The 22489-nt window shown below is 64.0% G+C and carries 17 protein-coding genes; 11 read left to right on the plus strand and 6 right to left on the minus strand.

From position 1 onward, the window contains the following. Positions 1–498: 498 nt before the first annotated feature. Complete coding sequence (locus IVB07_RS19685) at positions 499–1434, plus strand: septal ring lytic transglycosylase RlpA family protein (RefSeq protein ID WP_083926497.1); 936 nt, start codon at positions 499–501, stop codon at positions 1432–1434. Here IVB07_RS19685 and IVB07_RS19690 read toward each other — a convergent pair. Continuing rightward, positions 1428–2384 carry an alpha/beta hydrolase gene (locus IVB07_RS19690; protein ID WP_085349804.1) on the minus strand — a complete coding sequence of 319 codons (957 nt, stop codon included), beginning with the start codon at positions 2382–2384 and terminating at the stop codon, positions 1428–1430. The genes IVB07_RS19685 and IVB07_RS19690 overlap by 7 nt on opposite strands. Before the next feature lie 151 nt (positions 2385–2535). Here IVB07_RS19690 and IVB07_RS19695 point away from each other — a divergent pair, with 151 nt between their 5' ends. From IVB07_RS19695 to IVB07_RS19735, 9 genes are all read left to right on the plus strand, one after another. After that, the gene (locus tag IVB07_RS19695; RefSeq protein WP_018457858.1) at positions 2536–3798 is read left to right on the plus strand and encodes a D-alanyl-D-alanine carboxypeptidase family protein; all 1263 of its coding nucleotides are present in this window, start codon (positions 2536–2538) and stop codon (positions 3796–3798) included. 2 nt (positions 3799–3800) lie between these two features. Next, the gene (gene tmk, locus IVB07_RS19700) at positions 3801–4487 is read left to right on the plus strand and encodes a dTMP kinase (RefSeq protein ID WP_018457857.1); all 687 of its coding nucleotides are present in this window, start codon (positions 3801–3803) and stop codon (positions 4485–4487) included. Continuing rightward, the gene (locus tag IVB07_RS19705; RefSeq protein WP_018457856.1) at positions 4484–5530 is read left to right on the plus strand and encodes a DNA polymerase III subunit delta'; all 1047 of its coding nucleotides are present in this window, start codon (positions 4484–4486) and stop codon (positions 5528–5530) included. Before tmk ends, IVB07_RS19705 begins: the two co-directional genes overlap by 4 nt. A gap of 109 nt (positions 5531–5639) precedes the next feature. Beyond that, positions 5640–7661, plus strand: a complete 2022-nt coding sequence (gene metG, locus IVB07_RS19710) for a methionine--tRNA ligase (RefSeq protein WP_018457855.1) — start codon at positions 5640–5642, stop codon at positions 7659–7661. A 13-nt stretch (positions 7662–7674) separates the two neighbouring features. Beyond that, entirely contained in the window at positions 7675–8451 is a 777-nt protein-coding gene (locus IVB07_RS19715; protein ID WP_018457854.1) for a TatD family hydrolase, read from the plus strand. 13 nt (positions 8452–8464) lie between these two features. Continuing rightward, the gene (locus IVB07_RS19720) at positions 8465–9262 is read left to right on the plus strand and encodes an MBL fold metallo-hydrolase (RefSeq protein WP_018457853.1); all 798 of its coding nucleotides are present in this window, start codon (positions 8465–8467) and stop codon (positions 9260–9262) included. 165 nt (positions 9263–9427) lie between these two features. Then, the gene (locus IVB07_RS19725; protein WP_018457852.1) at positions 9428–10021 is read left to right on the plus strand and encodes a TRAP transporter small permease; all 594 of its coding nucleotides are present in this window, start codon (positions 9428–9430) and stop codon (positions 10019–10021) included. A gap of 2 nt (positions 10022–10023) precedes the next feature. Then, positions 10024–11337 carry a TRAP transporter large permease subunit gene (locus IVB07_RS19730; protein WP_007591091.1) on the plus strand — a complete coding sequence of 438 codons (1314 nt, stop codon included), beginning with the start codon at positions 10024–10026 and terminating at the stop codon, positions 11335–11337. A 38-nt stretch (positions 11338–11375) separates the two neighbouring features. After that, positions 11376–12353 (plus strand): TRAP transporter substrate-binding protein, encoded by a 978-nt coding sequence (locus IVB07_RS19735; protein WP_018457850.1) that lies wholly within the window; start codon positions 11376–11378, stop codon positions 12351–12353. Between the two features lie 92 nt (positions 12354–12445). Here the strand turns inward: IVB07_RS19735 and IVB07_RS19740 are convergent, their stop codons facing one another. Genes IVB07_RS19740 through IVB07_RS19750 form a run of 3 tightly spaced genes read right to left on the minus strand, consistent with a single transcriptional unit; the run spans position 12446 to position 17043 of the window. Continuing rightward, complete coding sequence (locus IVB07_RS19740) at positions 12446–14095, minus strand: acyl-CoA synthetase (protein ID WP_018457849.1); 1650 nt, start codon at positions 14093–14095, stop codon at positions 12446–12448. A 23-nt stretch (positions 14096–14118) separates the two neighbouring features. Next, a complete protein-coding gene (locus IVB07_RS19745) occupies positions 14119–16008 on the minus strand; it encodes a TRAP transporter large permease subunit (protein ID WP_026233452.1) in 1890 nt (629 codons plus the stop codon). Positions 16009–16023: 15 nt separating this feature from the next. After that, entirely contained in the window at positions 16024–17043 is a 1020-nt protein-coding gene (locus IVB07_RS19750) for a TRAP transporter substrate-binding protein (RefSeq protein ID WP_018457847.1), read from the minus strand. Positions 17044–17499: 456 nt separating this feature from the next. Between IVB07_RS19750 and IVB07_RS19755 the strand changes: the two genes are divergently transcribed. Continuing rightward, positions 17500–18696, plus strand: coding sequence for a Xaa-Pro peptidase family protein (locus IVB07_RS19755; protein ID WP_018457846.1), 1197 nt, complete (start codon positions 17500–17502; stop codon positions 18694–18696). Between the two features lie 83 nt (positions 18697–18779). Here IVB07_RS19755 and mdoH read toward each other — a convergent pair whose 3' ends face one another. Then, positions 18780–20924, minus strand: a complete 2145-nt coding sequence (mdoH, locus tag IVB07_RS19760) for a glucans biosynthesis glucosyltransferase MdoH (RefSeq protein WP_026233451.1) — start codon at positions 20922–20924, stop codon at positions 18780–18782. Further along, the gene (locus IVB07_RS19765; protein ID WP_026233450.1) at positions 20912–22420 is read right to left on the minus strand and encodes a glucan biosynthesis protein G; all 1509 of its coding nucleotides are present in this window, start codon (positions 22418–22420) and stop codon (positions 20912–20914) included. Before IVB07_RS19765 ends, mdoH begins: the two co-directional genes overlap by 13 nt. Positions 22421–22489 lie beyond the last annotated feature (69 nt).

Consider the following 22489-nt stretch of genomic DNA (forward strand, 5'->3'; position numbering starts at 1 on the left):
AATGTCCGAACGCGCCGTCTTGAAAGGGTGATGCTTGCCGTCCGCGCGAGTGCCTCAGGCCCTCGTGCGGTAACCTTCAAACGCATGGGCCAGGAAGATCCCCGCGCTTACCAAACCCATCAGTGCCGAAACCGTCTCGATCATCGTCTCATTCCATTCCGCCCTGCACGCGAGAAAACGCGGGCGGCCTTGCACAGTCAAAAGAATTCCAGTGAGCGGCGCGACAATGGGGTGGAGTGAGGATTTGGCGCAACAGAATGTCCAGGCGTGGCACAGAGCAGGGCACCGGCGCCCCGTAGTTCAACGGGGCGAGCGCATACGCCCTGTTTACCATCCCGGCGTGAACGCCGTGCGCTCCCCATTTCCGCCGTGTTCGGGTTGCGTTATCGTTACCACTTCCGACGCGGTGGTGGGCCGCCTCGGAGCAAAGGACCGGACAGCGCTACCCGTAGCCAAAGCGGGTTAGGTACGCCTCCGGCAAAGTGGTATTTGGGGCGAATGGGGATCCGACGGTCAGATTCGGTTTTGCGGGCCGCGCGCGCTGCTGCGATGGCCGCGACCTGCCTTGCGCTCGCCAATTGCGCCTCCTCCAACAAATTCGCCAGCCGGGTCGATCCGAAATACGGCGTGTCCTCGAGCCCCCGGGTCGTGGCTTTGGGCGATCCGGTCCCGAAGGGCGGCGGCGCCTATCGCGTCGGCAAGCCCTATGTGGTGGGTGGCCGGACCTATGTGCCCGAAGAGGACGTCAACTACCGCGCCGAGGGCATGGCGTCCTGGTACGGCGACGATTTCCATGGCCGCCTGACCGCCAATGGCGAAGTGTTCGACATGGGCTCGCTGACCGCGGCGCATCCGACCCTGCCGATGCCGTCCTATGCGCGGGTGACCAACGTCTCGAACGGCAAGTCGCTGATCGTCCGCGTCAATGACCGCGGGCCCTATCACGGCAACCGGCTCATCGACGTCTCGAACAAGGCCGCCGAACTGCTTGAATTCAAAGGCAATGGGATCGCCAAGGTCCGTGTCGAGTATGTTGGCCGGGCGCCGCTGGAAGGCTCCGACGACCGCCAGCTGATGGCCACCTTGCGCACCGGGACCCCGGCGCCATCGCCGTCGATGGTCCGGGTCGCCTCCGCGAGACCCTTCGTGCCGGAGCTGCCATCGTCGAACCGCGGCGCCATGCGCGGCGAAGTTCCGACGCCGGAGGGACGGCCCTACAATCTCGGCAACACCTCCGCCGACATGGCTTCACTCAGTGCGACCTCGGAAATGTCGGCCTCGAGCCGCAACCGGGGTCGGGCGCTCCAGAACGCGCGCGCCGTGTCCTATGACGGGGACGGCCGCTATGCGACCGAGAGCGCTCCGTCCGGCGCCTACGCCTCGGACGGCGCTGCCGAGGCCCGCGGCATCCTGAGCGGCCGCGGCCTCTACTGAGCCGCGCTTTCCTTCAGGAAACTCATCAGCGCCGCATTCACCTCGTCGGGCCGCTCCTGCTGGACCCAATGGCCGGCGCCCTCGATGATCAGCTTTCGCTTCAGATTGGGCAGCACGCGCTCGAGTTCGTTGACGCGCTTGGCTCCGATCAGGCCGGTGATGACGGCGTCGTTCGAACCGGCAATGAAGAGCGACGGCTGATGGATTTGCGCGTCCTGCCAGGGCGCCGTCAGCTCCCAATTGCGATCGAGGTTGCGATACCAGTTCAGCCCGCCGCGGAAGCCGGACTTGCGGAAGGTTTCGGTGAAATAGGCAAGGTCAGTCTCGGTGAGCCAGGCCGGCAGAGGCTCCTCCGGGTTGCCGTGGCCGAGGAATCCCTTGCCCTCCAGCACGAACATGGCTGCGGAGGGATCGGCAAGGCCGCGCCCGCCGAGCACGATGCGCATGGTGCGCGCGACGTCGCGCTCGAACTCGGCTTCGGCAACGCCGGGCGCCTGGAAGTACTGCCAATAGAAATTGGTGATGCCGCCGTGGCGCAGGAGTTCGAGCGGCTTGCCGCGGCCGCGGAACGGCGGTGGCACGCTCAGGCCGGCGACCGCCGTGAAGATGTCGGGCCGGAACAGCGCCGCGTGCCAAGCCACCGGTGCACCCCAGTCGTGGCCGACCACCATGGCCTTGGTCTCGCCAAGCGCCTGCACGAGGCCGACGATATCGCCGACCGTGTCGAAGATCGAATAGGCCGTCGCCTCGGGCGGCGCTGAGCTCTGGCCATAGCCGCGCATGTCGGGGGCGACGACGCGAAACCCGGCCTGCGCCAGCGCCGGGATCTGGTGGCGCCAGGAGTAGGAGAGTTCCGGCCAGCCGTGGCACAGCACCACCAGCGGCCCCTGACCGGCTTCGCGGATGAACAGGTCGATCCCGTTGGCCTTGATCACGCGGGTGGATGACATCGCTTTTCCGCCTTGTTTCAGGGGTTTGGTCAGAAAATCTGAGGTGCCACGATAGGGGCGGGACGAGAATCGTGCAATCTCGGGACAAGCGGCCACCCCGTGTTGTTTGCACCGGCTCCAACTGTTAGAACGCCGCTCTCAGGGCTTGGCCATGGAATTTCGTCTTTCCTCGTTTAGGCGCACCTGGTTTACCGCCGGAGCGCTGGCGCGCGGGCTGATCGCGACGGCTCTGGTGGCGGCCATTGGCTGGAGCGGGGCGCTCTACGCCGCCAACCAGAGCGTCCAGGGCGCCAAGAAAACAGATGATTCCGGCTTCGACGGCGACGCCCCGACCGCGATCCTGATCGAGGCCTCCAGCGGCAGTGTGCTGTTCGAGAAGAACGCCGACGAGCTCCGCGCGCCCTCGAGCATGATGAAGCTGATGACCGCCGAGGTCGTCTTCAACGCCATCAAGAAGGGCGACATCAAGCTGACCGACGAATACCGGATCAGCGAGAACGCCTGGCGCAAGGGCGGCGCACCCTCCGGCGGCTCGACCATGTTCGCCGCCATCAACAGCAAGGTCACGGTCGACGATCTCCTGCACGGGGCGATCATCCAGAGCGGCAACGACGCCTGCATTGCGCTGGCCGAGGCCATGGCGGGCAGCGAGCGGATTTTCGCCGCCGACTTCATGACCAAGCGAGCTCGCGAGCTTGGCCTCACGAAATCGACCTTCGGCAATTCCAACGGCCTGCCGGACCCCGCCAACAAGATGACGGTGCGCGAGCTCGGCATTCTCGCCCGGCACATCATTCTCGACTTTCCCGAATTCTACAAACTGTTCGGCGAGAAGGAATACACCTGGAACAAGATCCGCCAGCCCAACCGCAATCCGCTGCTCAATTCGATGGAAGGCGCCGACGGTCTGAAGACCGGCTACACCAAGGAAGGCGGCTACGGCATGGTCGGCTCGGCGGTGCAGAACGGCACGCGGCTGATCGTTGTCATTAACGGGCTGGAAGACCCCGACGATCGCGCGACCGAAGCCAAGAAGATGCTTGAATGGGGTTTTCGCAATTTCGAGACCCGCACCCTGATCGCGGCCGATCAGCCGGTCGGCTACGCCAAGGTGTTCGGCGGCGAGAGCCGCTCGGTCAAACTGGTCGCCAAGACGCCCGTGAAGGTGATGGTGCACAAGAACGGCAGCGACAAGCTGATCGCGCGCGTCATCTATAACGGCCCGGTGCGCGCGCCGGTCGAGGCCGGGCAGAAGGTCGGGCTGGTCAGGGTCTGGCGCAGCGGCAACATCGCAGTGGAGACGCCGGTCTATGCCGCTGACGCGATCGGCACCGGCTCGACGGTGCGCCGCGCGATCGACGGCGCCAGCGAGCTGGTGATCGGCATGTTCCGTGCGGGCGCCGAGAAGCTCTGATCATGAGTGAAAGCGCGGTAAAGTGGCCGTCCGGACGCGGGCGTTTCGTCACCTTTGAAGGCGGCGAGGGGACAGGCAAGTCGACCCAGATCAAGAAGCTCGCCGACCGTCTCAAGGCCGCCAGGATGCGTATCCTCGTCACGCGCGAGCCGGGCGGCTCGCCGGGCGCCGAGATCATGCGCCATCTGGTGCTGTCAGGCATGGGCAAGCTGCTCGGACCCGAAGCCGAGACGCTGCTGTTCGCGGCCGCCCGCGACGATCATGTCCACACCGTGATCCAGCCAGCGCTCAACCAGGGCACGTGGGTGCTGTGCGACCGCTTCGCCGACTCGACGCGGGCCTATCAGGGCAGCCTCGGCCGCGTGCCGGCCGCGCTGATCAACGCGATGGAGCGGGTCACGATCGGCGATCTCAAGCCGGACCTCACCATCATCCTCGACCTGCCGGTCGAGATCGGCCTGCAGCGCGCGGCCGCGCGCCGCGGCAGCGGCACGCCGGACAGGTTCGAGGCCGAGAAGCTTGGTTTCCATCAGGGCCTGCGCGAAGCCTATCGCAAGATCGCGGCGGACGATCCCGCGCGCTGCGTGCTGATCGACGCCAATTCCGATCCCGACACGGTTGCCGGACGCATCTGGATCGCGATGCGTGATCGCCTGCTCCCGACGCCGGCAACGGTGGTGTCCATATGAGCCCGCGTCAGACCGAGCGCGAAACTGCCATGTCTCATCCGCGCGAGACGAGCGTTCTGTTCGGCCATCGCGAGGCCGAGACCGCGCTGCTCGCCGCCTATCGCAGCGGGCGTATCCCGCACGCCTGGTTGATTGGCGGACCGCAAGGCATCGGCAAGGCGACGCTGGCATATCGGATGGCGCGCTTCGTGCTCGCTCACGGCCAGCCGCTGGCGCTTTCGGTGCAGCGCGCCGAAGATCTCGCCATCAATCCTGATCACGCCGTGGCGCGGCAGGTTGCGGCGAGCTCGCATGGGGGTCTGCTGACGCTGGAGCGCACCGCCAACGATCGCGGGGTGATGCGCACGGTGATCACCGTGGACGAGACGCGCGAGACGATCGGATTCTTCGGCTCGACCGCGGCGGCCGAAGGCTGGCGCGTCTGCATCGTCGATACCGTCGACGAGCTCAATCCAAATGCCGCCAACGCGCTGCTGAAAATTCTCGAGGAGCCGCCGCAGCAATCGCTGTTCCTGCTGGTGAGCCACGCGCCGGCGCGCGTGCTCGCCACAATTCAGTCGCGCTGCCGCAAGCTGCGCCTGCGCGCGCTCGCAACCGACGACGTGATTGGAGCAGCCGCAACCGCTGCCGATCTCGACCCGAACGATCCGGCATTGCGCGAGGCGGCGGAGGCGTCCGAGGGCAGCGTCGCGCGGGCGCTGACGCTGCTCGGCGGCGACGCCCTGAAGCTCCAGCAACGCACGGCCGCATTGTTGGCGCGACTGCCGCAGGTCGATCCGCGCGAATTGCACACGCTCGGCGAATCGCTCGGCACAAGCGACCGCGTTGCGCTTGCCGCCTTCATTGACGGCATCGATCGCTGGATCGCGGAACGCCTGCACGCCGACGAGGCCAATGCCAACCAAAATCTGCCGCGCCTTGCGCGTCTAGCTGAGGTATGGGAAAAGATCGTCCGCGCCGCGCGCGACACCGAAACCTACAATCTGGAGCGAAAGCCCTTGGTTTTCTCGGTGTTCGGCTGGCTGGCGGACGCAACGCGCTAGAGCATGATCCGGAAAAGTGTCCAGCGGTTTTCCGGTTGGATCATGCTCAAGACAATAAACTAACGCAGATTCGTTTCCCAATTTCGAGAAGCCGGTAAAGGAATTCGTCGTGGCAACGCGAGCTAAGAAAACCGCTAAGGGCAAGAGCAGCAAGAAGAAGGCTGCCACGAAGGCCGTCAAGAAAGCCGCGAAGAAGGCTGTGAAGGCGCGCGCGCGCAAAGCTGCCAAGAACGTCAAGAAAGCCACGAAGACCAAAGAGGCGGCCGCCAAAAAAACCGGGAAGAAGAGCGCCGCGAAGACGGCAAAGAAGGCAGCGAAGAAGCAGGTCGTCGCCAAGAAGACGGTGAAGACAGGAACCAAAAAGCCAGCCAAGGCTTCGGCGAAGAACAAGGCCTCGGCGAAAAACAAGGCCCCGGCGAAGAAGATAGCCAAGACGGCGAGGGTGGCTGCGCCCGCAGTGACCGCCGCACCAGCTCCTGTCGCGACGCCGCCGAAGACTGCGAAGCCCGATGTATCGAAACCCAAGGCCCCGCGCGCGCCGAAGTCCATCGCAGCGCCGCACGCCAACACGCCCGTGGCCGTCCCCGCGCGCGACAACGTCTTCTACATCACGACTGCGATCGCCTATCCCAATGGCAGCCCGCATATCGGCCACGCCTATGAGGCGATCGCGACCGATACGTTGGCGCGCTTCGCGCGACTCGACGGCAAGGATGTGTTCTTCCTGACCGGCACCGACGAGCACGGCCAGAAGATGGTTCAGACCGCGGCCGGCGAAAAAATGTCCGTCTCGGAGCTCGCCGCCCGCAATGCCGGCCGTTTCAAGCAAATGGACGAGCGCCTGAACGTGTCGTTCGACCGCTTCATCCGCACCACCGAGGAGCAGCATCACCGCTCCAGCCAGGAGATCTGGCGGCGCATGGAAGCGAACGGGGATATCTATGCCGACATCTATGCCGGCTGGTATTCCGTGCGCGACGAAGCCTATTACGCGGAGGACGAGACGCGCCTGAACGAGGACGGCGTGAGGCTCGGGCCGCAGGGCACGCCGGTCGAATGGGTCGAGGAGAAGAGCTACTTTTTCCGCCTGTCGGCCTATCAGGACAAGCTGCTCAAGCTGTACGAGACGCAGCCCAATTTCATTGGGCCCGACTCCCGCAAGAACGAGGTGGTGAGCTTCGTCAAGGGTGGCCTGCGCGACCTCTCGATCTCGCGCACGACGTTCGACTGGGGTGTCAAGGTGCCCGGCGACGAAGATCACGTGATGTATGTCTGGGTCGACGCGCTCACCAACTACATCACCGGCGTCGGCTTCCCCGACGAGAGCGACAACAACTGGCGTTATTGGCCTGCCGACGTGCACATCATCGGCAAGGACATCATCCGCTTCCATGCGGTGTACTGGCCGGCTTTCCTGCTGTCGGCCGGGATCCCCCTCCCGAAGCGGGTCTATGCCCATGGCTTCCTGTTCAGCAGGGGCGAGAAGATGTCGAAGTCGGTCGGCAACGTGGTCGATCCCTTTAACCTCGCCGACCAGTACGGCGTCGACCAGATGCGCTATTTCTTTCTGCGCGAGGTGCCGTTCGGCCAGGACGGCAACTACAATCACGAGGCCATCGTCGCGCGCATCAATGCCGATCTCGCCAACGATCTCGGCAACCTCGCGCAGCGCTCGCTGTCGATGATCGCGAAGCAGCTCGGCGGCGTGCTCCCGGAGCCCGGCGAATTCAGCGACAACGACAAGGCGATCCTGTCACAAGCAGACGGCATGCTCGCGGCGTCCCGCGAAGCGATGGCGACGCAGCAAATCCATCACTGGCTCAATGCCGTGTGGGCCGTGGTCGCGGAAGCCAACCGCTATTTCGCGGGCGAAGCGCCGTGGGCACTCGCCAAGACCGATCCTGTCAGGCAGAGGACGGTGCTCTACGTCACCGCCGAAGTCGTGCGCCAGATCGCAATCCTGGCCCAGCCGGCGATGCCGACGGCCTCGGGATTGCTGCTGAACAGCCTCGGTATCCCCGAAGCGGAGCGCAACTTCGCCGCGCTTGGTGGCGCAACGCGCATCGCGCCCGGTACGACGCTGCCCGCGCCGACGCCGGCCTTCCCCCGCTATATCGAGCCGGCAGCCTAAAGGCGTTCGCACCATGCTGGTCGACAGCCACTGCCATTTGGATTTTCCGGATTTTGCGGAGGATCTCGACGGGATCGTGTCGCGGGCGCGAGCGGCCGGCATCGGCCGCATGGTCACGATCTCGACGCGGGTGAGGAAACTGAACCAGCTTTTGGCCATCTCCGAGCGCTATGACGACGTCTATTGCTCGGTCGGCACCCATCCGCATAACGCTGATGAAGAAGACGGCATCGCGCCGGACGAGCTGATCGCTTTGACGCAGCATCCCAAGGTCGTCGCGCTCGGCGAAGCCGGGCTCGACTATTTCTACGACAACGGCTCGCCGGAGGCGCAGGCGAGGGGCTTTCGTGCCCACATCGCCGCCGCCCGCGCCACCGGCCTGCCGCTGGTGATCCACACCCGCGAGGCTGACCAGGATTGCGGCCGTATCCTTGAAGAGGAGACGGCAAAGGGATCGTTTCGCGCGGTGTTGCATTGTTACACCGGCGGGCGCGAGTTGGCGCTGAAGGCGGTCTCGCTCGGGCTCTATATCGGCTTCACGGGCATCCTGACCTTCAAGAAGTCCGAGGCCTTGCGCGCGCTTGCGGCCGAACTGCCGTCCGACCGTATTCTGGTTGAAACAGACTCGCCCTACCTTGCGCCGGGCAAGTACCGGGGCAAGCGCAACGAACCGGCCTATGTGGTCGAGGTCGCAAAAGTGCTCGCCGAAACACGCGGCGTGTCGTTTGACGAGATCTCGCGCCAGACAAGCGAAAACTTCTTTCGCCTGTTCTCTAGGGTGAAACCTTAGAACTGGGAGCCGCATGACGCTGACGCTGACGATCCTGGGCTGCGGCTCCTCCGCCGGCGTGCCGCGTCCGGCACTCGGCTGGGGTGCCTGCGATCCCAACAATCCCAAGAACCGCCGTCGCCGCTGTTCGCTGCTGGTCGAGCAGACATCGGGCGAGGGCACCACGCGTATCGTGATCGACACCTCGCCGGACCTGCGCGAGCAATTGCTCTCGACCAATGTCGACCACATCGATGCCGTGTTCCTGACCCACGAGCACGCCGATCAGACCCACGGCATGGACGACCTGCGTTCGGTCGTGATGCACATGCGCCGGCGGATTCCGACCTATCTCAATCAGACGACTGCGAACGACATCATGTCGCGGTTCTCCTATTGCTTCGTCTCACCGGCGGGCAGCGACTATCCGCCGATCCTGACGGCGCAGTCGATCGAGGCCGGTGACAGCCAGACCATTCAGGGGAAGGGCGGCCAGGTGACGATGACGGCCTTCCTGGTGCAGCACGGCAACATTCCCGCGCTGGGCTATCGCATCGGCGATGCCGCCTACACGCCCGATCTCAACGACATCCCACGCGAGAGCTGGGGCGCCCTGGAAAATCTGGATCTCTGGATCGTCGATGGCCTGCGCTACACCAGCCATGTCAGCCATTTCAGCATCAACGACGCGTTGTCCTGGATCGAGCGCTTCAGGCCGAAGCGCGCCGTCATCACCAACATGACGGCCGACGTCGATTATGAGGTGATCCGGCAGTCGCTGCCGGCGGGAGTGGTGCCCGCGTATGACGGGCTGCGGCTGGAGACCCGCTGAACCTGCGGGGGAAATTCCGGCGAGAGCCGGCATACTCCTTGCTTGCGCTAGCCCCATCATGTTGATCTAACGTCTGAAAGACAGGCGCTGGGCAGGGGCGATATTCATGCAGGACCGGCGCGCGACGTGCGATCGCCGGGACCTTCTGAATCGCTTCGTATGAGGATGGGGATCGCGTTGGCAGGGGACGATGTCACGAGCCGGGGGCCGGTGCGACGCGCGCTAGATCTCCTTTATCTCGGTGCGGGCTACGCCGCCGGCGCCTTCATGGTTGCGATCTTTGCAATCATGATGATCATGTCGATCGGGCGCCAGTTTGCGGTCAACATTCCCGCCGGCGATGATTTCGCCTCATGGTGCATGGCCGCGATGGCATTCCTCGGCCTCGCTCACACCTTCAAGCGCGGAGAGATGATCCGGGTCGGCCTGTTGCTGGAGCGTCTGCATGGGCGCTCCAAACAGGTGGCGGAGGTCGTGGCCCTTGGTATTGCCGCCGCTTTCATCCTCTATTTCACCCGGCATGCCGTGCAGATGACCTACGATTCCTGGCGCTTCAACGACGTGGCGCAGGGCGTCGTCGCGCTTCCGCTCTGGATTCCGCAGCTCGGGTTTTCCGGCGGACTCGTGATCCTCTCGATCGCGCTCATTGATGAAATGGTCAGTGTCATCAGCGGCAACCGGCCGAGCTACGAGAAGGGCTCGCCGGACGAGACTCCGGACGAATTCATCGAGCGGATATCGCAGGGCGGCGGAGGTTGACGATGGCCAATCTCGGCATGATCGAACTATCGTTCATTCTGCTCGGCGTCATGATCGTGCTGCTGGGAAGTGGCATCTGGATCGCGGTTTCGCTGGGGCTTGTCGGCTTCGTGGCGATGGCGCTGACCACGAGCCTGCCGCTCGGCTCCGTGCTTGCGACCACGACATGGAGCGCAAGCTCGTCATGGACGCTGGCTGCGCTGCCGTTGTTCATCTGGATGGGCGAGATCCTCTTCCGCACCAAATTATCCGAGGAAATGTTCCGGGGCCTGTCGCCCTGGGTGCAGTGGCTGCCGGGGCGTCTGACCCATGTCAACGTGATCGGCTGCGGCATCTTCGCGGCAGTGTCGGGTTCGTCGGCGGCGACCTGTGCGACCATCGGCAAGATCGCGCTGCCCGAACTGGACAAGCGTGGTTACGATAAGGGCTTGAGTCTAGGCTCGCTCGCGGGCTCCGGCACGCTCGGCCTGCTGATCCCGCCGTCGATCCCGATGGTGGTCTATGCGGTCACCGCGAATGTCTCCGTGCTTCAGGTGTTCCTCGGCGGCTTCCTGCCGGGCGTGCTCGTGATGGTGCTCTATTCGGGCTACATCATCATCTGGTCGCTGCTGAACCCGAAGAAGATTCCGCCGCGCGATCCCCCGATGCCGTTCCGCCAGAAGCTGCGCGAGTCGGCCAGGCTTGCGCCCTGCCTGTTGCTGATCCTGGCAGTCTTCCTCTCCCTCGTGCTCGGCTTCGCGACGGCGACGGAATGCGCCGCCTGGGGCGTTTCGGGCGCGCTGCTGCTGGCGTGGTGGAGCCGCACGCTCACGCGCAAGAACTTCCTCGAGAGCATCATGAGCGCGACGCGCCTGACCTGCATGATCATGCTGATCCTGGCAGGCGCTGCCTATACGACCGCAGCGATGGCCTATACGGGCATTCCGGCGGCGCTCGCCACCTGGGTCCAGGGCCAGCAGCTGACGCCGGGCATGCTCGCGCTGTATCTGAGCATCATGTACATAATCCTGGGATGCCTGATCGACGGCATCTCGATGATCGTTCTGACCGCCGTGATCGTGCTGCCGATGGTCAAGCAGGCCGGTCTCGACCTGGTCTGGTTCGGCGTCTATCTCATCATCCACGTGGAGATGGCGCAGATCACGCCGCCGGTCGGTTTCAATCTGTTCGTGCTCCAGAACATGAGCGGGCGTGATACCTTGACCGTCGCGCGGGCGGCGTTCCCGTTCTTCGTCCTGTTGCTCGCCGCCGTGTTCATCATCACGGAATATCCGCAGATCGTGATGTTCCTGCCCAAGCTTGCTTTCCCAGACTGAGCGTACCGGTTTTGAAATTGACTGTGAGGAGAAGCCCGATGATGTCTCGTTTATTCCGCGCATCCTTGATCGCCAGCGCCGTGCTGGCTGCGACACCCGCTTTGGCTCAGACCAAATGGAATCTGCCGGCGGCATATCCGGCCGACAATCCGCACTCCGAGAATCTCGTCGCGTTCGCCAAGGACGTCGAAGCCGGCACGTCCGGCAAGCTCCAGATCACGGTTCATCCGGGCGCCTCACTGTTCAAGGCGCCCGACATCAAGCGCGCGGTGATGACCGGGCAGGCGCAGATGGGCGAAGTCTTGCTGTCGATCCACGAGAACGAGGATCCGGTATTCGGCGTCGACGTCGTGCCGTTTCTGGCGACCAGCTTCCCGGATGCCATGAAGCTGTACCAGGCGTCGAAGCCGCTGATTACGAAGAAGCTGGAGGCGCAGGGGCTCAAGCTGCTGTTCGTCGTGCCGTGGGCGCCGCAGGGCGTCTATGTCAGCAAGCCGCTTGCGACCATCGAAGACATGAAGGGCCTTAAATGGCGGGCCTACAACGTTGGGACCGCGCGCATCGGCGAACTGGTTGGCGCGCAGTCGGTCACCATTCAAGCCGCCGAGCTGCCGCAGGCACTTGCGACCGGCGTCGTGAACTCCTTCATGTCGTCAGGCGGCACGGGCTACGATGCGAAGGCATGGGAGTCGCTGAAGTACTTCTATGACGTGCAAGCCTGGATCCCGAAGGACTACACCTTCGTCAACAAGGCTGCGTTCGAGGCGCTCGACAAGCCGACCCAGGAGGCCATCCTCAAGGCCGCCGCGACCGCGGAAACCCGCGGCTGGAAGGCCTGGCAGGACAAGAGCACCTGGTACATCGATCAGCTCAAGGCCAAGGGCATGACGGTCGAGCCGCCGAGCCCGGCCCTGAAGGCTGGCTTCCAGAGGATCGGCGAACAGCTCACCGCCGACTGGCTCAAGAAGGCGGGAGCCGACGGCCAGGCCCTGGTTGACGCCTATAAGAAGATGTGAGGTCGAGGGGGCCCGGCGAATCTGACTAGTCGAAACTGCGCAACGACTTCGCGGCGACACCCAACCGCCGCGGAGGTCGAGACAAGCGGCTCTCAGCTCGAGATTGCCTTCGCCGATCCCGCTTCGTTGCGCAGCAGGAATTTCTGGATCTTTCCCGTCGACGTTTTCGGGATGGGCCCGAACACCACGGCCTTCGGCGTCTTGAAGCCGCTCATATGCGAGCGGCAGAAGGCGATGATATCGGCTTCGCTCGCGCTTGCGCCGTCCTTCAGCTCGACGAAGGCGCAGGGCACTTCGCCCCATTTCGGATCGGGCTTTGCGACCACGGCGGCAAACAGCACGGCGGGGTGCTTGTAGAGGATGTCCTCGACCTCGACGGAGGAAATGTTCTCGCCGCCGGAGATGATGATGTCCTTGGAGCGATCCTTGATGATGACGTAACCGTGCGCGTCGAGCACGCCGAGATCGCCGGTGTGAAACCAGCCGCCCTCGAAGGCTTCCTGCGTCGCCTTGTCGTTCTTGAGGTAGCCCTTCATCACGATGTTGCCGCGGAACATGACCTCGCCGATGGTCTCGCCGTCGCGCGGTACTTGCCTCATGGTCTGCGGATCGATGACGGTGACGGCTTCCTCGAGCGGGTAGGGCACGCCCTGCCGCCGCTTCAGGCTGGCGCGCTCGGCTGCGGGCAAATCATCCCAGCCAGGCTGCTCGGCGCAGACGGAAGCGGGGCCGTAGACCTCGGTCAGGCCATAGACGTGCGTCAGCTTGATGCCGATGCTCTCGGCGTCCTCGAGCACCGCGACCGGCGGCGCGGCACCGGCGATCAGGCCGACGACGCGGCGCGCGGCATCGCCCTTCGGTGCATCGGGCGCGTTGATCAGCGTGTTGTAGACGATCGGCGCGCCGCACATATGGGTGACGCCGTGCTGCTTGATCAGCTCGAAGATTTTCGTCGGCTCGACCTTGCGCAGGCAGACGTTGATGCCGGCGGCGGCTGCGATGGTCCAGGGGAAGCACCAGCCGTTGCAGTGGAACATCGGCAGCGTCCAGAGGTACACCGGATGCTGGCCGAGTTGGCCCGCGAGAATATTGCTGACGGCGTTCAGATAGGCGCCGCGATGATGGGTGACGACGCCCTTGGGATTTCCCGTGGTGCCCGAGGTGTAGCTCAGCGCGATTGCGTCCCATTCATCGCCCGGCAGGATCGCCGCGAAGTCAGGATCGCCTTGCGCGAGCGCGGCCTCGTACTCGATCTCGCCGATGCGCCCGCCGCCCTTGAAGGCGGTGTCGTCGACGTCGATCACGAACGGTTTTGGGCCACTCATCTGTGACAGCGCATCGGTGATCACGCCGGAAAACTCGGGGTCGACCAGAATGATCTTTGCGCCGCCATGGTCGAGCTGAAATGCGATCGAAGGCGCATCGAGCCGGATATTCAGCGCGTTGAGCACGGCACCGGTCATGGGGACGGCGAAATGCACCTCGTTCATCGCCGGAATGTTCGGCAGCATCGCCGCGACGGTGTCGCCGACGCCGATACCCTTGCCGGCAAGATACGAAGCAAAGCGCTTGCAGCGCTCATGCGTCTCGCGCCAGGTGAAGCTGCGCCCCTCGTAGACTGTGCTGACGTGATCGGGATAGACCGCGGCGCTGCGTGCGAGAAAGCTCAACGGGCTCAGCGGCACGTAATTGGCGGGCGTCTTGTCGAGGCCGATATTGTACTGGTTCTGCCGCTCGCTCATCGACACCTCCCTTACGCGCCGGCCTACAGGAATCCGATGGAGATCCACGGAAAGACGGCGACCACGATCAATCCTACCAGCAGCGCCAGCAGATAGCCCCAGATCGGCCTGATGCCTTCGGCCGGATCGACGCGTCCGATGGCGCAGGCGGCATAATAACCGACCCCGAAGGGCGGGGCGAATAGCCCGATACCCATGGCGAGAATGATGACCATGGCATAGTGCACCTCGTGGACGCCGACGGCGCGCGCAATCGGAAACAACAGCGGCCCGAACAGCACGATCGCCGGGATGCCCTCGAGCACGCTGCCGAGGATGGTGAAGGCCAGGATCGAGACGGCGATGAAGGTCGCCGCGCCGCCCGGCAATCCGGTCATGGCGGATGCCAGCGCCCGCGAGAAGCCTGATTGCGTCAGGCCCCAGGCCATGCCGGTCGCCGTGCCGATGATCAGCAGGATCGCGCCCGACAGCGCCGCGGTTTCGACCAGCATCGGAAACAGCCGCCGCCAGTCGAAGCGGCGGTAGACGAGGAGGCCGACCAGGGCGCCATAGACGATGCCGATCGTGGACACTTCGGTGGCGGTGGCGATGCCTTCGACCACGGCGTAGCGGATCACGAAGGGCAGCGCGAGCGCGGGCAGGGCGATGACGAAGGTCTTGCCGATCTCGCCGCCTGTGGCGCGGCGGACATGGCTCATGTCCTCGTGGCGATAGCGCCACCACACCAACATGCACAGCGTTATGGCCAGCACCACGCCGGGCAACAGGCCGCCGGTGAACAGCGCGGCGATCGAGACGCCGGTGACCGATCCGATCGTGATCAGCACGAGACTCGGCGGAATGGTTTCGGTCTGCGCGCCGGTGGCCGCAAGAAGCGCGACGAGATCGCCGGGCTTGGCGCCGCGCTGTTTCATCTCCGGGAACAGCACGGGCGCGACCGCGGCCATGTCCGCGGCCTTGGCACCTGAGATGCCGGAGACCAGGTACATCGCGCCGACAAGCACGTAATGCAGCCCACCGCGGACATGGCCGAGCAGGCTGGCCAGGAACGCCACCATGGCCCGTGCCATGCCGGTCATTTCAATCAGGAGCCCCAAAAATACGAACAGCGGCACCGAGAGCAAAATGAGGTGGCTCATGCCCTCGTCCATCCGCCCGACCAGTACCATGACCGGCGTGCGCGTGGTCAGTGCCAGATAGCCGAAGATCGCGAGCCCGAAGCCGAACGCGATGGGAACGCCGGCAAAGACGCAGAAGCCGGCGACGCCGACGAAGAAGATGACGAGGTTGAGATTGCCGAGCGGCCGCAGATATGGCTGCGCCAGCCAGAACAAGCCGACGACGACGGCAACGGCGACCGCGGCCGTCAGCACCATGCGGTAATCGACTGCGCGCAGCAGCCGCAACAGCGCGAACGCCGCCATCAGGCAGATGCCGGCCGGCAATGCCGCGGCGCGCCACATATTGGAGATCTGCAGCGCCGGCGTGGTGATGAAGCTTTCCTCGTAGGCGTAGTCCCAGGACGGCCAGACGATCAGCGCCAGGAAGGCCAGCGCCGCGCAGGTCGCGACCAGATCGAGCCAGGCCCGCGTGGCCGGCCTGGTGCTGGCGACGACCGCGGTCATGCGCATGTGCTCGGAACGGCGGAACGCCACCGCCGCGCCCAGCATGGCGAGCCACAGGAACAGGATCGAGGCCAGCTCGTCCGACCAGATCAGCGGCCGGTGCAGGCCGTAGCGCGCGACCACGCCGGCAAACAGGATCGCAATCTCGGCGACCACCAAAATGGCCGCCGGAATTTCGACGAGGAGACCGAGTGCGCGCTCCGTCGAGGCCAGCAAGGAAGGCCGGTGAGGGGACCGAACAGCCGCCTCGCCCGCCACTCCGCTCACTTCGACCTCAAGATGAGCCATGACGGCTCCAACGCGTTACGACAGCTTGCCGACGGCTTTTTCCAGCAGGTCCCAGGCCTGGTCGCCATATTTGCCTTTCCACTCGGCATAGAAGCCGGCGGAGCGCAGCTTGTCGCGGAACGGCGCGACCGCGGGCTGATTGAAGGTCAGGCCCTTGCCCGCGAGCTCCTGCTGCAGATTGGCATTGAGCTTGGCGGTATCCTCACGCTCCTTGAGCGCTGCGGCATTGATGTTCTTGGCGACGATGGTGCGCACATCCTCGGGCAGGCTGCTCCACGCCTTGCGATTGGCCAGGAACCAGAAGCCGTCCCACATGTGGTTGGTCAGCGAGCAGTATTTCTGCACCTCGTAGAGCTTGGCGGTCGAGATGATCGCCAGCGGGTTCTCCTGGCCCTCGACGATCCTGGTCTGCAGCGCGGAATAGACCTCGGCGAAATTGATCGAGGCGGGCGCCGCATCGAATGCCTTGAACATTGAGGTCCATAGCGGCGACACCGGCACGCGGATCTTGAAGCCCTTGAGATCGTCCGGATGGGTGATCGGCTTGCTCGACGACGTGGTCTGGCGGAAGCCGTTGTCCCAAATCTTGTCCATGACTTCGAGCCCGGCCTTCTTGATCTCGCCGCGGACAAAGGCGCCGAGATCGCCGTCCATCGCCTTCCAGACCGTGCCGTAGTCCGGGAACGCGAAGCCGATGCCGTTGATGGACGCCGCCGGTACCAGGGTCGACAGGATCAGCCCCGACAGCGTGAAGAACTCGACGCCGCCGGACCGGATCTGGCTCAGCATGTCGGTGTCAGACCCGAGCTGGTTGTTCGGGAAGATCTGGAGGTCGAACTTGCCGCCTGTCTCGGCCTTGATCGCCGCGGCCATCTCCTTGGCGCGCACGTTCAGCGGATGCGTGTCCGGCAGGTTATTGGCGTATTTGTAGGTGAACTCGGCGCTCTGGGCGCGGGCCACATGGGGCGCACTGAGGCCGCCCAGGACCGCGGTCGCGGCGGAGGCCTTGAGAAGCGTGCGGCGGGAAAAGCTCATGGGTCTGCTTCCTCGGAAAGTTTGTTGTTGTTCTGAGATGCAAACCTATACGGACGGAAGGTCAGAAGGTCATCTGCGATCTCGCGAAGCCTCGCTTATTGCAGCCGGACATCCTCACGGCAATATCGGCTTTCGGCGGCATCGGCCCGATTCAAAAACCGAAAAACAACCCCATGCACAGTAGCCGTCGAAAGTCGGGACCACGTCCGACGGCCAGCCTGGAAATGGACCGGGAACGAAGGTGCGATGAGAGGAATTCTAGCTAAATAACTGATCTGATTTGATATAATGATATTCCATAATATACCTTATGCGAATCGTGGATATGGCTGTGCAGGTCAGGCCAGATCATTCCGCAGCTACCCAGAACCCCTCTTTCGGATCAAACTTGTGCCAACAAATCCCCGGGCAAACCGACGCAGCGGTTGTCGCCACGGCAGCATTGGGAGGTTCGTCATGCAGGAGAACGTCGCCCGCGCAGACCGCTCGCGCGCCATTCCATTCGACGCCGCCAAGCTCGACCGCCTGATGGAGGCTGCCGGCCTCGACGTCCTGGTCGCGACCTCCAAGCACAATGTGCAGTACCTGCTGGGTGCCGAGCGCGCGATCTTCTTCGACTACATGGATGCGCTCGGCGTCAGCCGCTATCTGCCGGTGCTGGTCTATCCCAAGGGCGCACCCGACAAGGCGGTTTATGTCGGCCACCGTCTGGAAACCCATCAGCGCGCCGTGGCGCCGCCATGGGTGGCGCAGGTGCGGACCGAGTCCAACGGCTCGGTCGATGCGATTACGCGGGCCGTAAGCCTGATCCGCGATGCCGGCGTGCCCCTGAAGCGGGTCGGGGTCGAGATGGCGTTCCTGCCGATGGATGCGGGCCGGGCGCTCAGTGACGCCCTGCCCGGCGCCGAGCTCAAGGACGCGCTGCTGGTGCTGGAGCGGCTGCGGGCGGTGAAGTCGGCGGACGAGCTTGCGAAGCTCAAGACGGCGTCCGAACTGGTGATCGCCTCGATGCTGGCGGTGATCGCCGGGCACGGGCCGGGCACGACCAAGCAGCAATTGTCGGACGCCTTGCGGCTCGCCGAAGCCAATCGCGGGCTGACCTTCGAATACTGCTTGCTCGCCTGCGGCAACAGCCACAACCGGGCGCCCTCGGCGCAGCGCTGGGAGCAAGGTGACGTGCTGTCGCTCGATTCCGGCGGCAATTATCACGGCTATATCGGCGACCTCGCGCGCATGGCCGTGCTCGGCGATCCCGATGCCGAGCTGAAGGACTGTCTGGCCGAGATCGAGGCGGTCCAGCGCGCCGCCTTCGCGGCGGTCAGGCCGGGCGCCATGGGCGGCGACATCTACGTCGCGGCCGAGCGGCAGCTCGCGAAGATCACCCAGCGCGACTGCACGGAGTTTTTGGCCCACGGCATGGGCCTCGTCAGCCACGAGGCCCCTCGCCTGACGGCCAAAGGTCCGATCCCCTACGACGACACGGATGCGCGGCTGCCGCTCGAAACTGGCATGGTGGTGTCGATCGAGACCACGATGAAGCATCCGAAGCGCGGGTTCATCAAGCTCGAGGACACGGTTGCGGTGACGGCGACGGGTTACGAGATCTTTGGCGAGGGTGGTCGCGGCTGGAATTTGGGTGGCAGTTCGCTGTAGGCTGGGACCGCGCGCACAGCAGACATCTCGCTCTCGGCCCAAGCCCAGCCGGGTCGTCAACCCCTGTCCTACACCGCCATGACCTAGACTTCCGCGGAAGCGGTAGCTCGCGGCATGCGCATGACCTGCTCGAGGGCGTGTGGGTGCTTCAGCACGGCAAGCGTCTCGCGTGCGCTGAGGCTGCTGACGACTTCCTCGAAATCGTCGCTCTGCTCAATCTTGGCCCGGCCGATCGCGAGATCTATGTCGATTTGGCCCGATTTGCGCGGCGGCGTTTCGAGGGACTGCATGTGCGGTCCCAGCAACGCGGGATTCTGTCTAAGTTCGATCAGGGCCCCGTGTGGCTCGATTCGATCCAGGCTGGCAAGCTCTCTCGCCCTCTGCAGCAGCGCCGGCACGCGATTGTCCTCCGGGGTTGCAAACAGGCGCGCCATTCGCGGTGCCGTCGAGGTGACGAGACCGATCGGAATGGCGCAAACCAGGCCGATGATCACCGGTGACATCCAGAGCAGCAGCGGAAGCGACACGGCGTAGGCGCTTGCCGCCATGGCCAGACCGCATAGGGTCGGCACCGTGAACTTGCGATAGACTTCGTCGCGCGTGATCCTGCCATCGCTTCGCCGTTGCACTTGCCAGCCCGCGTCACGGCCCAGCAGGATCTCCGCCACGGCGGTGGATTGAAAGATCATCATGGAGGGGGCGATCAAGGCGGCAAGCAGGCTCTCGGCGACCACCGCCAGCAGCACGCGAAATCCGCCGCCGAATGCCTGCCGTTCCGCACGCTTGGTGAGCAAAACGAGGTAGGCCAGCAATTTGGGCACGATGAGCAGCCCCATTGTCGCGGCAAAGACCCAGGCGGCGAGCACGGGATCCTGTGCGGGCCACGTTGGAAACAACGAGAAGCCCTTGGGAAAGTACTCCGGCTTGACGAAATAGGCCTGCAAGGAGGTCAGGATTCCGAGCAATAGAAACAGCAGCCACAGCGGCGCGGTGAGGTAGGATCCGATCCCGGTCAACAGGTGAAGCCTGGAGACCCAGTGCAGGCCTCGAGCCGGTAGAACGGCAAGATGCTGGAGATTGCCCTGACACCAGCGGCGGTCGCGCGCCGCGAAATCCAGAAGCGACGGGGGCACCTCCTCGAAACTCCCGCCGATACCTGGAGCCATGAAAATTCCCCATCCCGCTCGTCGCATTAGTGCGGCTTCGACAAAATCGTGGCTGAGGATATGGCCGCCGAAAGGCTTCCTCCCGCGCAACTCGGGCAGGCCCGCCTCTTGCGCAAAAGCCTGCACCCGGATGATGGCGTTATGTCCCCAGTAGTTGCCCTCTGAGGCGTGCCACCAGGTGTTCCCGGCCGCGATCAGCGGGCCGTACAAACGACCCGAGAACTGCTGAAGCCGGCTAATCAGGGTTCGCGCATTGACGACGATCGGAAGCGTTTGAATCAGCGCGGCTTGCGAGTTCGATTCCATCGCGCCCGCCAGCCGCACGATGGTCTCTCCGCTCATCAGACTGTCCGCGTCGAGAATGATCATGTAGTCGTAGGCGCCACCGAACCGCCTCACCCATTCGGCGATGTTGCCGGACTTTCGGGCGGTGTTGTCGGATCGGTGACGATAGTAGAGATGGCCCGAACCGCAGTTGCGCTGCAGTTCCAGAAACGCAAGCTCCTCGGCAATCCAGATGTCCGGATCTGTCGTGTCACTGAGCAGAAACCAATCGAACAACGGGTCCTGTCCGGTTTCGTCGACCGACTCGTACATGGCGCGGAGTCGCGCCATGAGATGGTGCTGATCCTCGTTATAGGTCGGCAACAGCATCGCCGTTCGGCCGGTGATCGTGGGCAGCGGACCCTGGCTGTCAATTGGCAGCACATCCGGTCGCCCCCGCAGGAGCACAAAAAAACCGGCGACTGAAGACACGAACGAAAACGCGATCCAGGCGAGCAGCACGAGAAACAGCCCGAACACCATGCCTTCGAGGACCGTGACGCCACCAACCTTGAGAACATCGTACATCTCAACAGCGCCCGCAGCGGTAATCGCGACCGTTCCGCCAAGAATGAACAGGCGTCGCGCTGCAACGGCAGGGGCGGTCCGCAGTCGCCCCGGATCGGCACGGTTAGTCCGGTCCAATCGGCAAGGCTGCATGGGGAGAGGCGTTTCGTCGGGAAGATACCGAGTGCCAAGCTCAAGCGAGAGCGCGGGCGAGGTCGTCAGGGCGCCCATCGGTAAACCCAGACTTCAGAGATCGGCTGTTCGCCCTGCATCAAGATCGCCCTCAACTCGATCGGCGCGTCCTTCACGGCGCACTGGAAACTCAGGCGCCAGCCACCGGTTTCCGGGTTTGGCTGTGTGACGACGTTCTTGATCTCGGATTTGTCGGCGCTGACGGCACCCCTTACCTTGTTGGGATCGACCGCCTTCAGTCCGTCCCCGACGATTTCGAGCACGAACAATTTGCTGTCGTCGCCCCGCGCGCCAACGCCTGTGCGGGTGAACCGAGCCAGCGAATTGGGCTTCGGCGCGTCCGGACCCCAGTGCAGACGGTAGGTGTAGTTGTTTTCGCTCTTGGCCTGGAGAGCTGTTTTCGGGCGCCAGAAGGCGGCGATGTTGTCGTGAACTTCCTCCTTGGTCGGGATCTCAAAGAGGACCACACTGCCCTCTCCCCAATCTCCGATCGGTTCGACCCAGAGGCTTGGGCGACGCTCAAAGCGCGATTCGATGTCCTCGTAGGCAAAGAAGTTTCGTTCCCGCTGCATCAGGCCGAAGCCGCGAGGATTGAGATCATTGAATGTGCTGGCTTGCAGATCGCGCGGATTGTTGAGAGGACGCCAGAGTTGCTCGCCCTTTCCGTTGAACACGGCGAGCCCATCGGAGTCGTGCACGGCAGGGCGGAAATCGTCGACATCGTGTCGGTCGTTCGGACCGAAAAAGAACATGCTTGTCATGGGCGCCAGGCCGGCATGCTGCAGCTCGATCCGCGGATAGAGCGACATCTCCACGTCGAAGACCGTCGGAGCGCCCGGCCTGATCGTGAAGCGATAGCTTGCCGTAGCGCTCTTGCTGTCAAGCAGCGCATGGACCACCACAGATGTGGCACCCGGCGCGGGCTTCTCCAGCCAGAACGCCTTGAAGAAGGGAAATTCCTCCCCCTTGCTCTCGCCGGTATCGATCGACAGACCGCGCGCGGACAGGCCATACGTCTCGCCTTTGGCAACGGCACGGAAGTAGCTGGCGCCGAGAAACGCGCAAACCTCGTCGTAATAGTCGGGGCGATTGATCGGGGCGTGAATGCGAAACCCGGCAAACCCGAGATCGGCGTCCGGTACCTGGCCGATATTGTCGCCGAATGCAAAATCGTCGCGCCGGTACCTGATCGGTACGGCTCGTCCGCCGGCGACCTCGTAAATGTCGACCCTGTTCTTATAGAAAAAGCCGCGGTGGAAAAACTGAACCTCGAAGGGCAGCTTCTCGCTACGCCAAGCCGCGCGCTCCGGCAGAAAGCGAATTGACCGGTACTGGTCGTAGGTGAGATCCTTGAGCGCGTCCGGGACCTTTTCCTCTGGTGGCGCAAAGGGCTTACTCGCCAAATTGCGGGCAAGGTCGCGGACATAAGAGGGACCAAACGGCAACTCCGCCGCCGATGCCGCAGAGACTGCGCCAGGTAGTAATGTCGCCAATGGCGTCAATGCCGAGGCTTCCAGGAATTGCCGGCGATTCAACTGTGCTACCCGTTCGGTTCCAACCGCAGTGCAACCCCCTCGTCGCGAACGAGTTCCACGAGCGCCGCC

This window comes from Bradyrhizobium sp. 172 (genome assembly GCF_023101065.1).
GTDB classification, from domain to species: Bacteria; Pseudomonadota; Alphaproteobacteria; order Rhizobiales; family Xanthobacteraceae; genus Bradyrhizobium; species Bradyrhizobium canariense_D.

What these genes read in the sequence shown, in the direction of transcription:
- IVB07_RS19695 (WP_018457858.1), top strand. Translation starts at nt 2,536, where the DNA reads ATGGAATTTCGTCTTTCCTCGTTTAGGCGCACCTGGTTTACCGCCGGA.
- mdoH (WP_026233451.1), bottom strand. Translation starts at nt 20,924, where the DNA reads ATGGGCGCCCTGACGACCTCGCCCGCGCTCTCGCTTGAGCTTGGCACT.
- IVB07_RS19755 (WP_018457846.1), top strand. Translation starts at nt 17,500, where the DNA reads ATGCAGGAGAACGTCGCCCGCGCAGACCGCTCGCGCGCCATTCCATTC.
- IVB07_RS19730 (WP_007591091.1), top strand. Translation starts at nt 10,024, where the DNA reads ATGGCCAATCTCGGCATGATCGAACTATCGTTCATTCTGCTCGGCGTC.
- IVB07_RS19720 (WP_018457853.1), top strand. Translation starts at nt 8,465, where the DNA reads ATGACGCTGACGCTGACGATCCTGGGCTGCGGCTCCTCCGCCGGCGTG.
- IVB07_RS19690 (WP_085349804.1), bottom strand. Translation starts at nt 2,384, where the DNA reads ATGTCATCCACCCGCGTGATCAAGGCCAACGGGATCGACCTGTTCATC.
- IVB07_RS19745 (WP_026233452.1), bottom strand. Translation starts at nt 16,008, where the DNA reads ATGGCTCATCTTGAGGTCGAAGTGAGCGGAGTGGCGGGCGAGGCGGCT.
- IVB07_RS19685 (WP_083926497.1), top strand. Translation starts at nt 499, where the DNA reads ATGGGGATCCGACGGTCAGATTCGGTTTTGCGGGCCGCGCGCGCTGCT.
- IVB07_RS19705 (WP_018457856.1), top strand. Translation starts at nt 4,484, where the DNA reads ATGAGCCCGCGTCAGACCGAGCGCGAAACTGCCATGTCTCATCCGCGC.
- IVB07_RS19740 (WP_018457849.1), bottom strand. Translation starts at nt 14,095, where the DNA reads ATGAGCGAGCGGCAGAACCAGTACAATATCGGCCTCGACAAGACGCCC.
- IVB07_RS19735 (WP_018457850.1), top strand. Translation starts at nt 11,376, where the DNA reads ATGATGTCTCGTTTATTCCGCGCATCCTTGATCGCCAGCGCCGTGCTG.
- IVB07_RS19725 (WP_018457852.1), top strand. Translation starts at nt 9,428, where the DNA reads ATGGGGATCGCGTTGGCAGGGGACGATGTCACGAGCCGGGGGCCGGTG.
- IVB07_RS19715 (WP_018457854.1), top strand. Translation starts at nt 7,675, where the DNA reads ATGCTGGTCGACAGCCACTGCCATTTGGATTTTCCGGATTTTGCGGAG.
- tmk (WP_018457857.1), top strand. Translation starts at nt 3,801, where the DNA reads ATGAGTGAAAGCGCGGTAAAGTGGCCGTCCGGACGCGGGCGTTTCGTC.
- IVB07_RS19750 (WP_018457847.1), bottom strand. Translation starts at nt 17,043, where the DNA reads ATGAGCTTTTCCCGCCGCACGCTTCTCAAGGCCTCCGCCGCGACCGCG.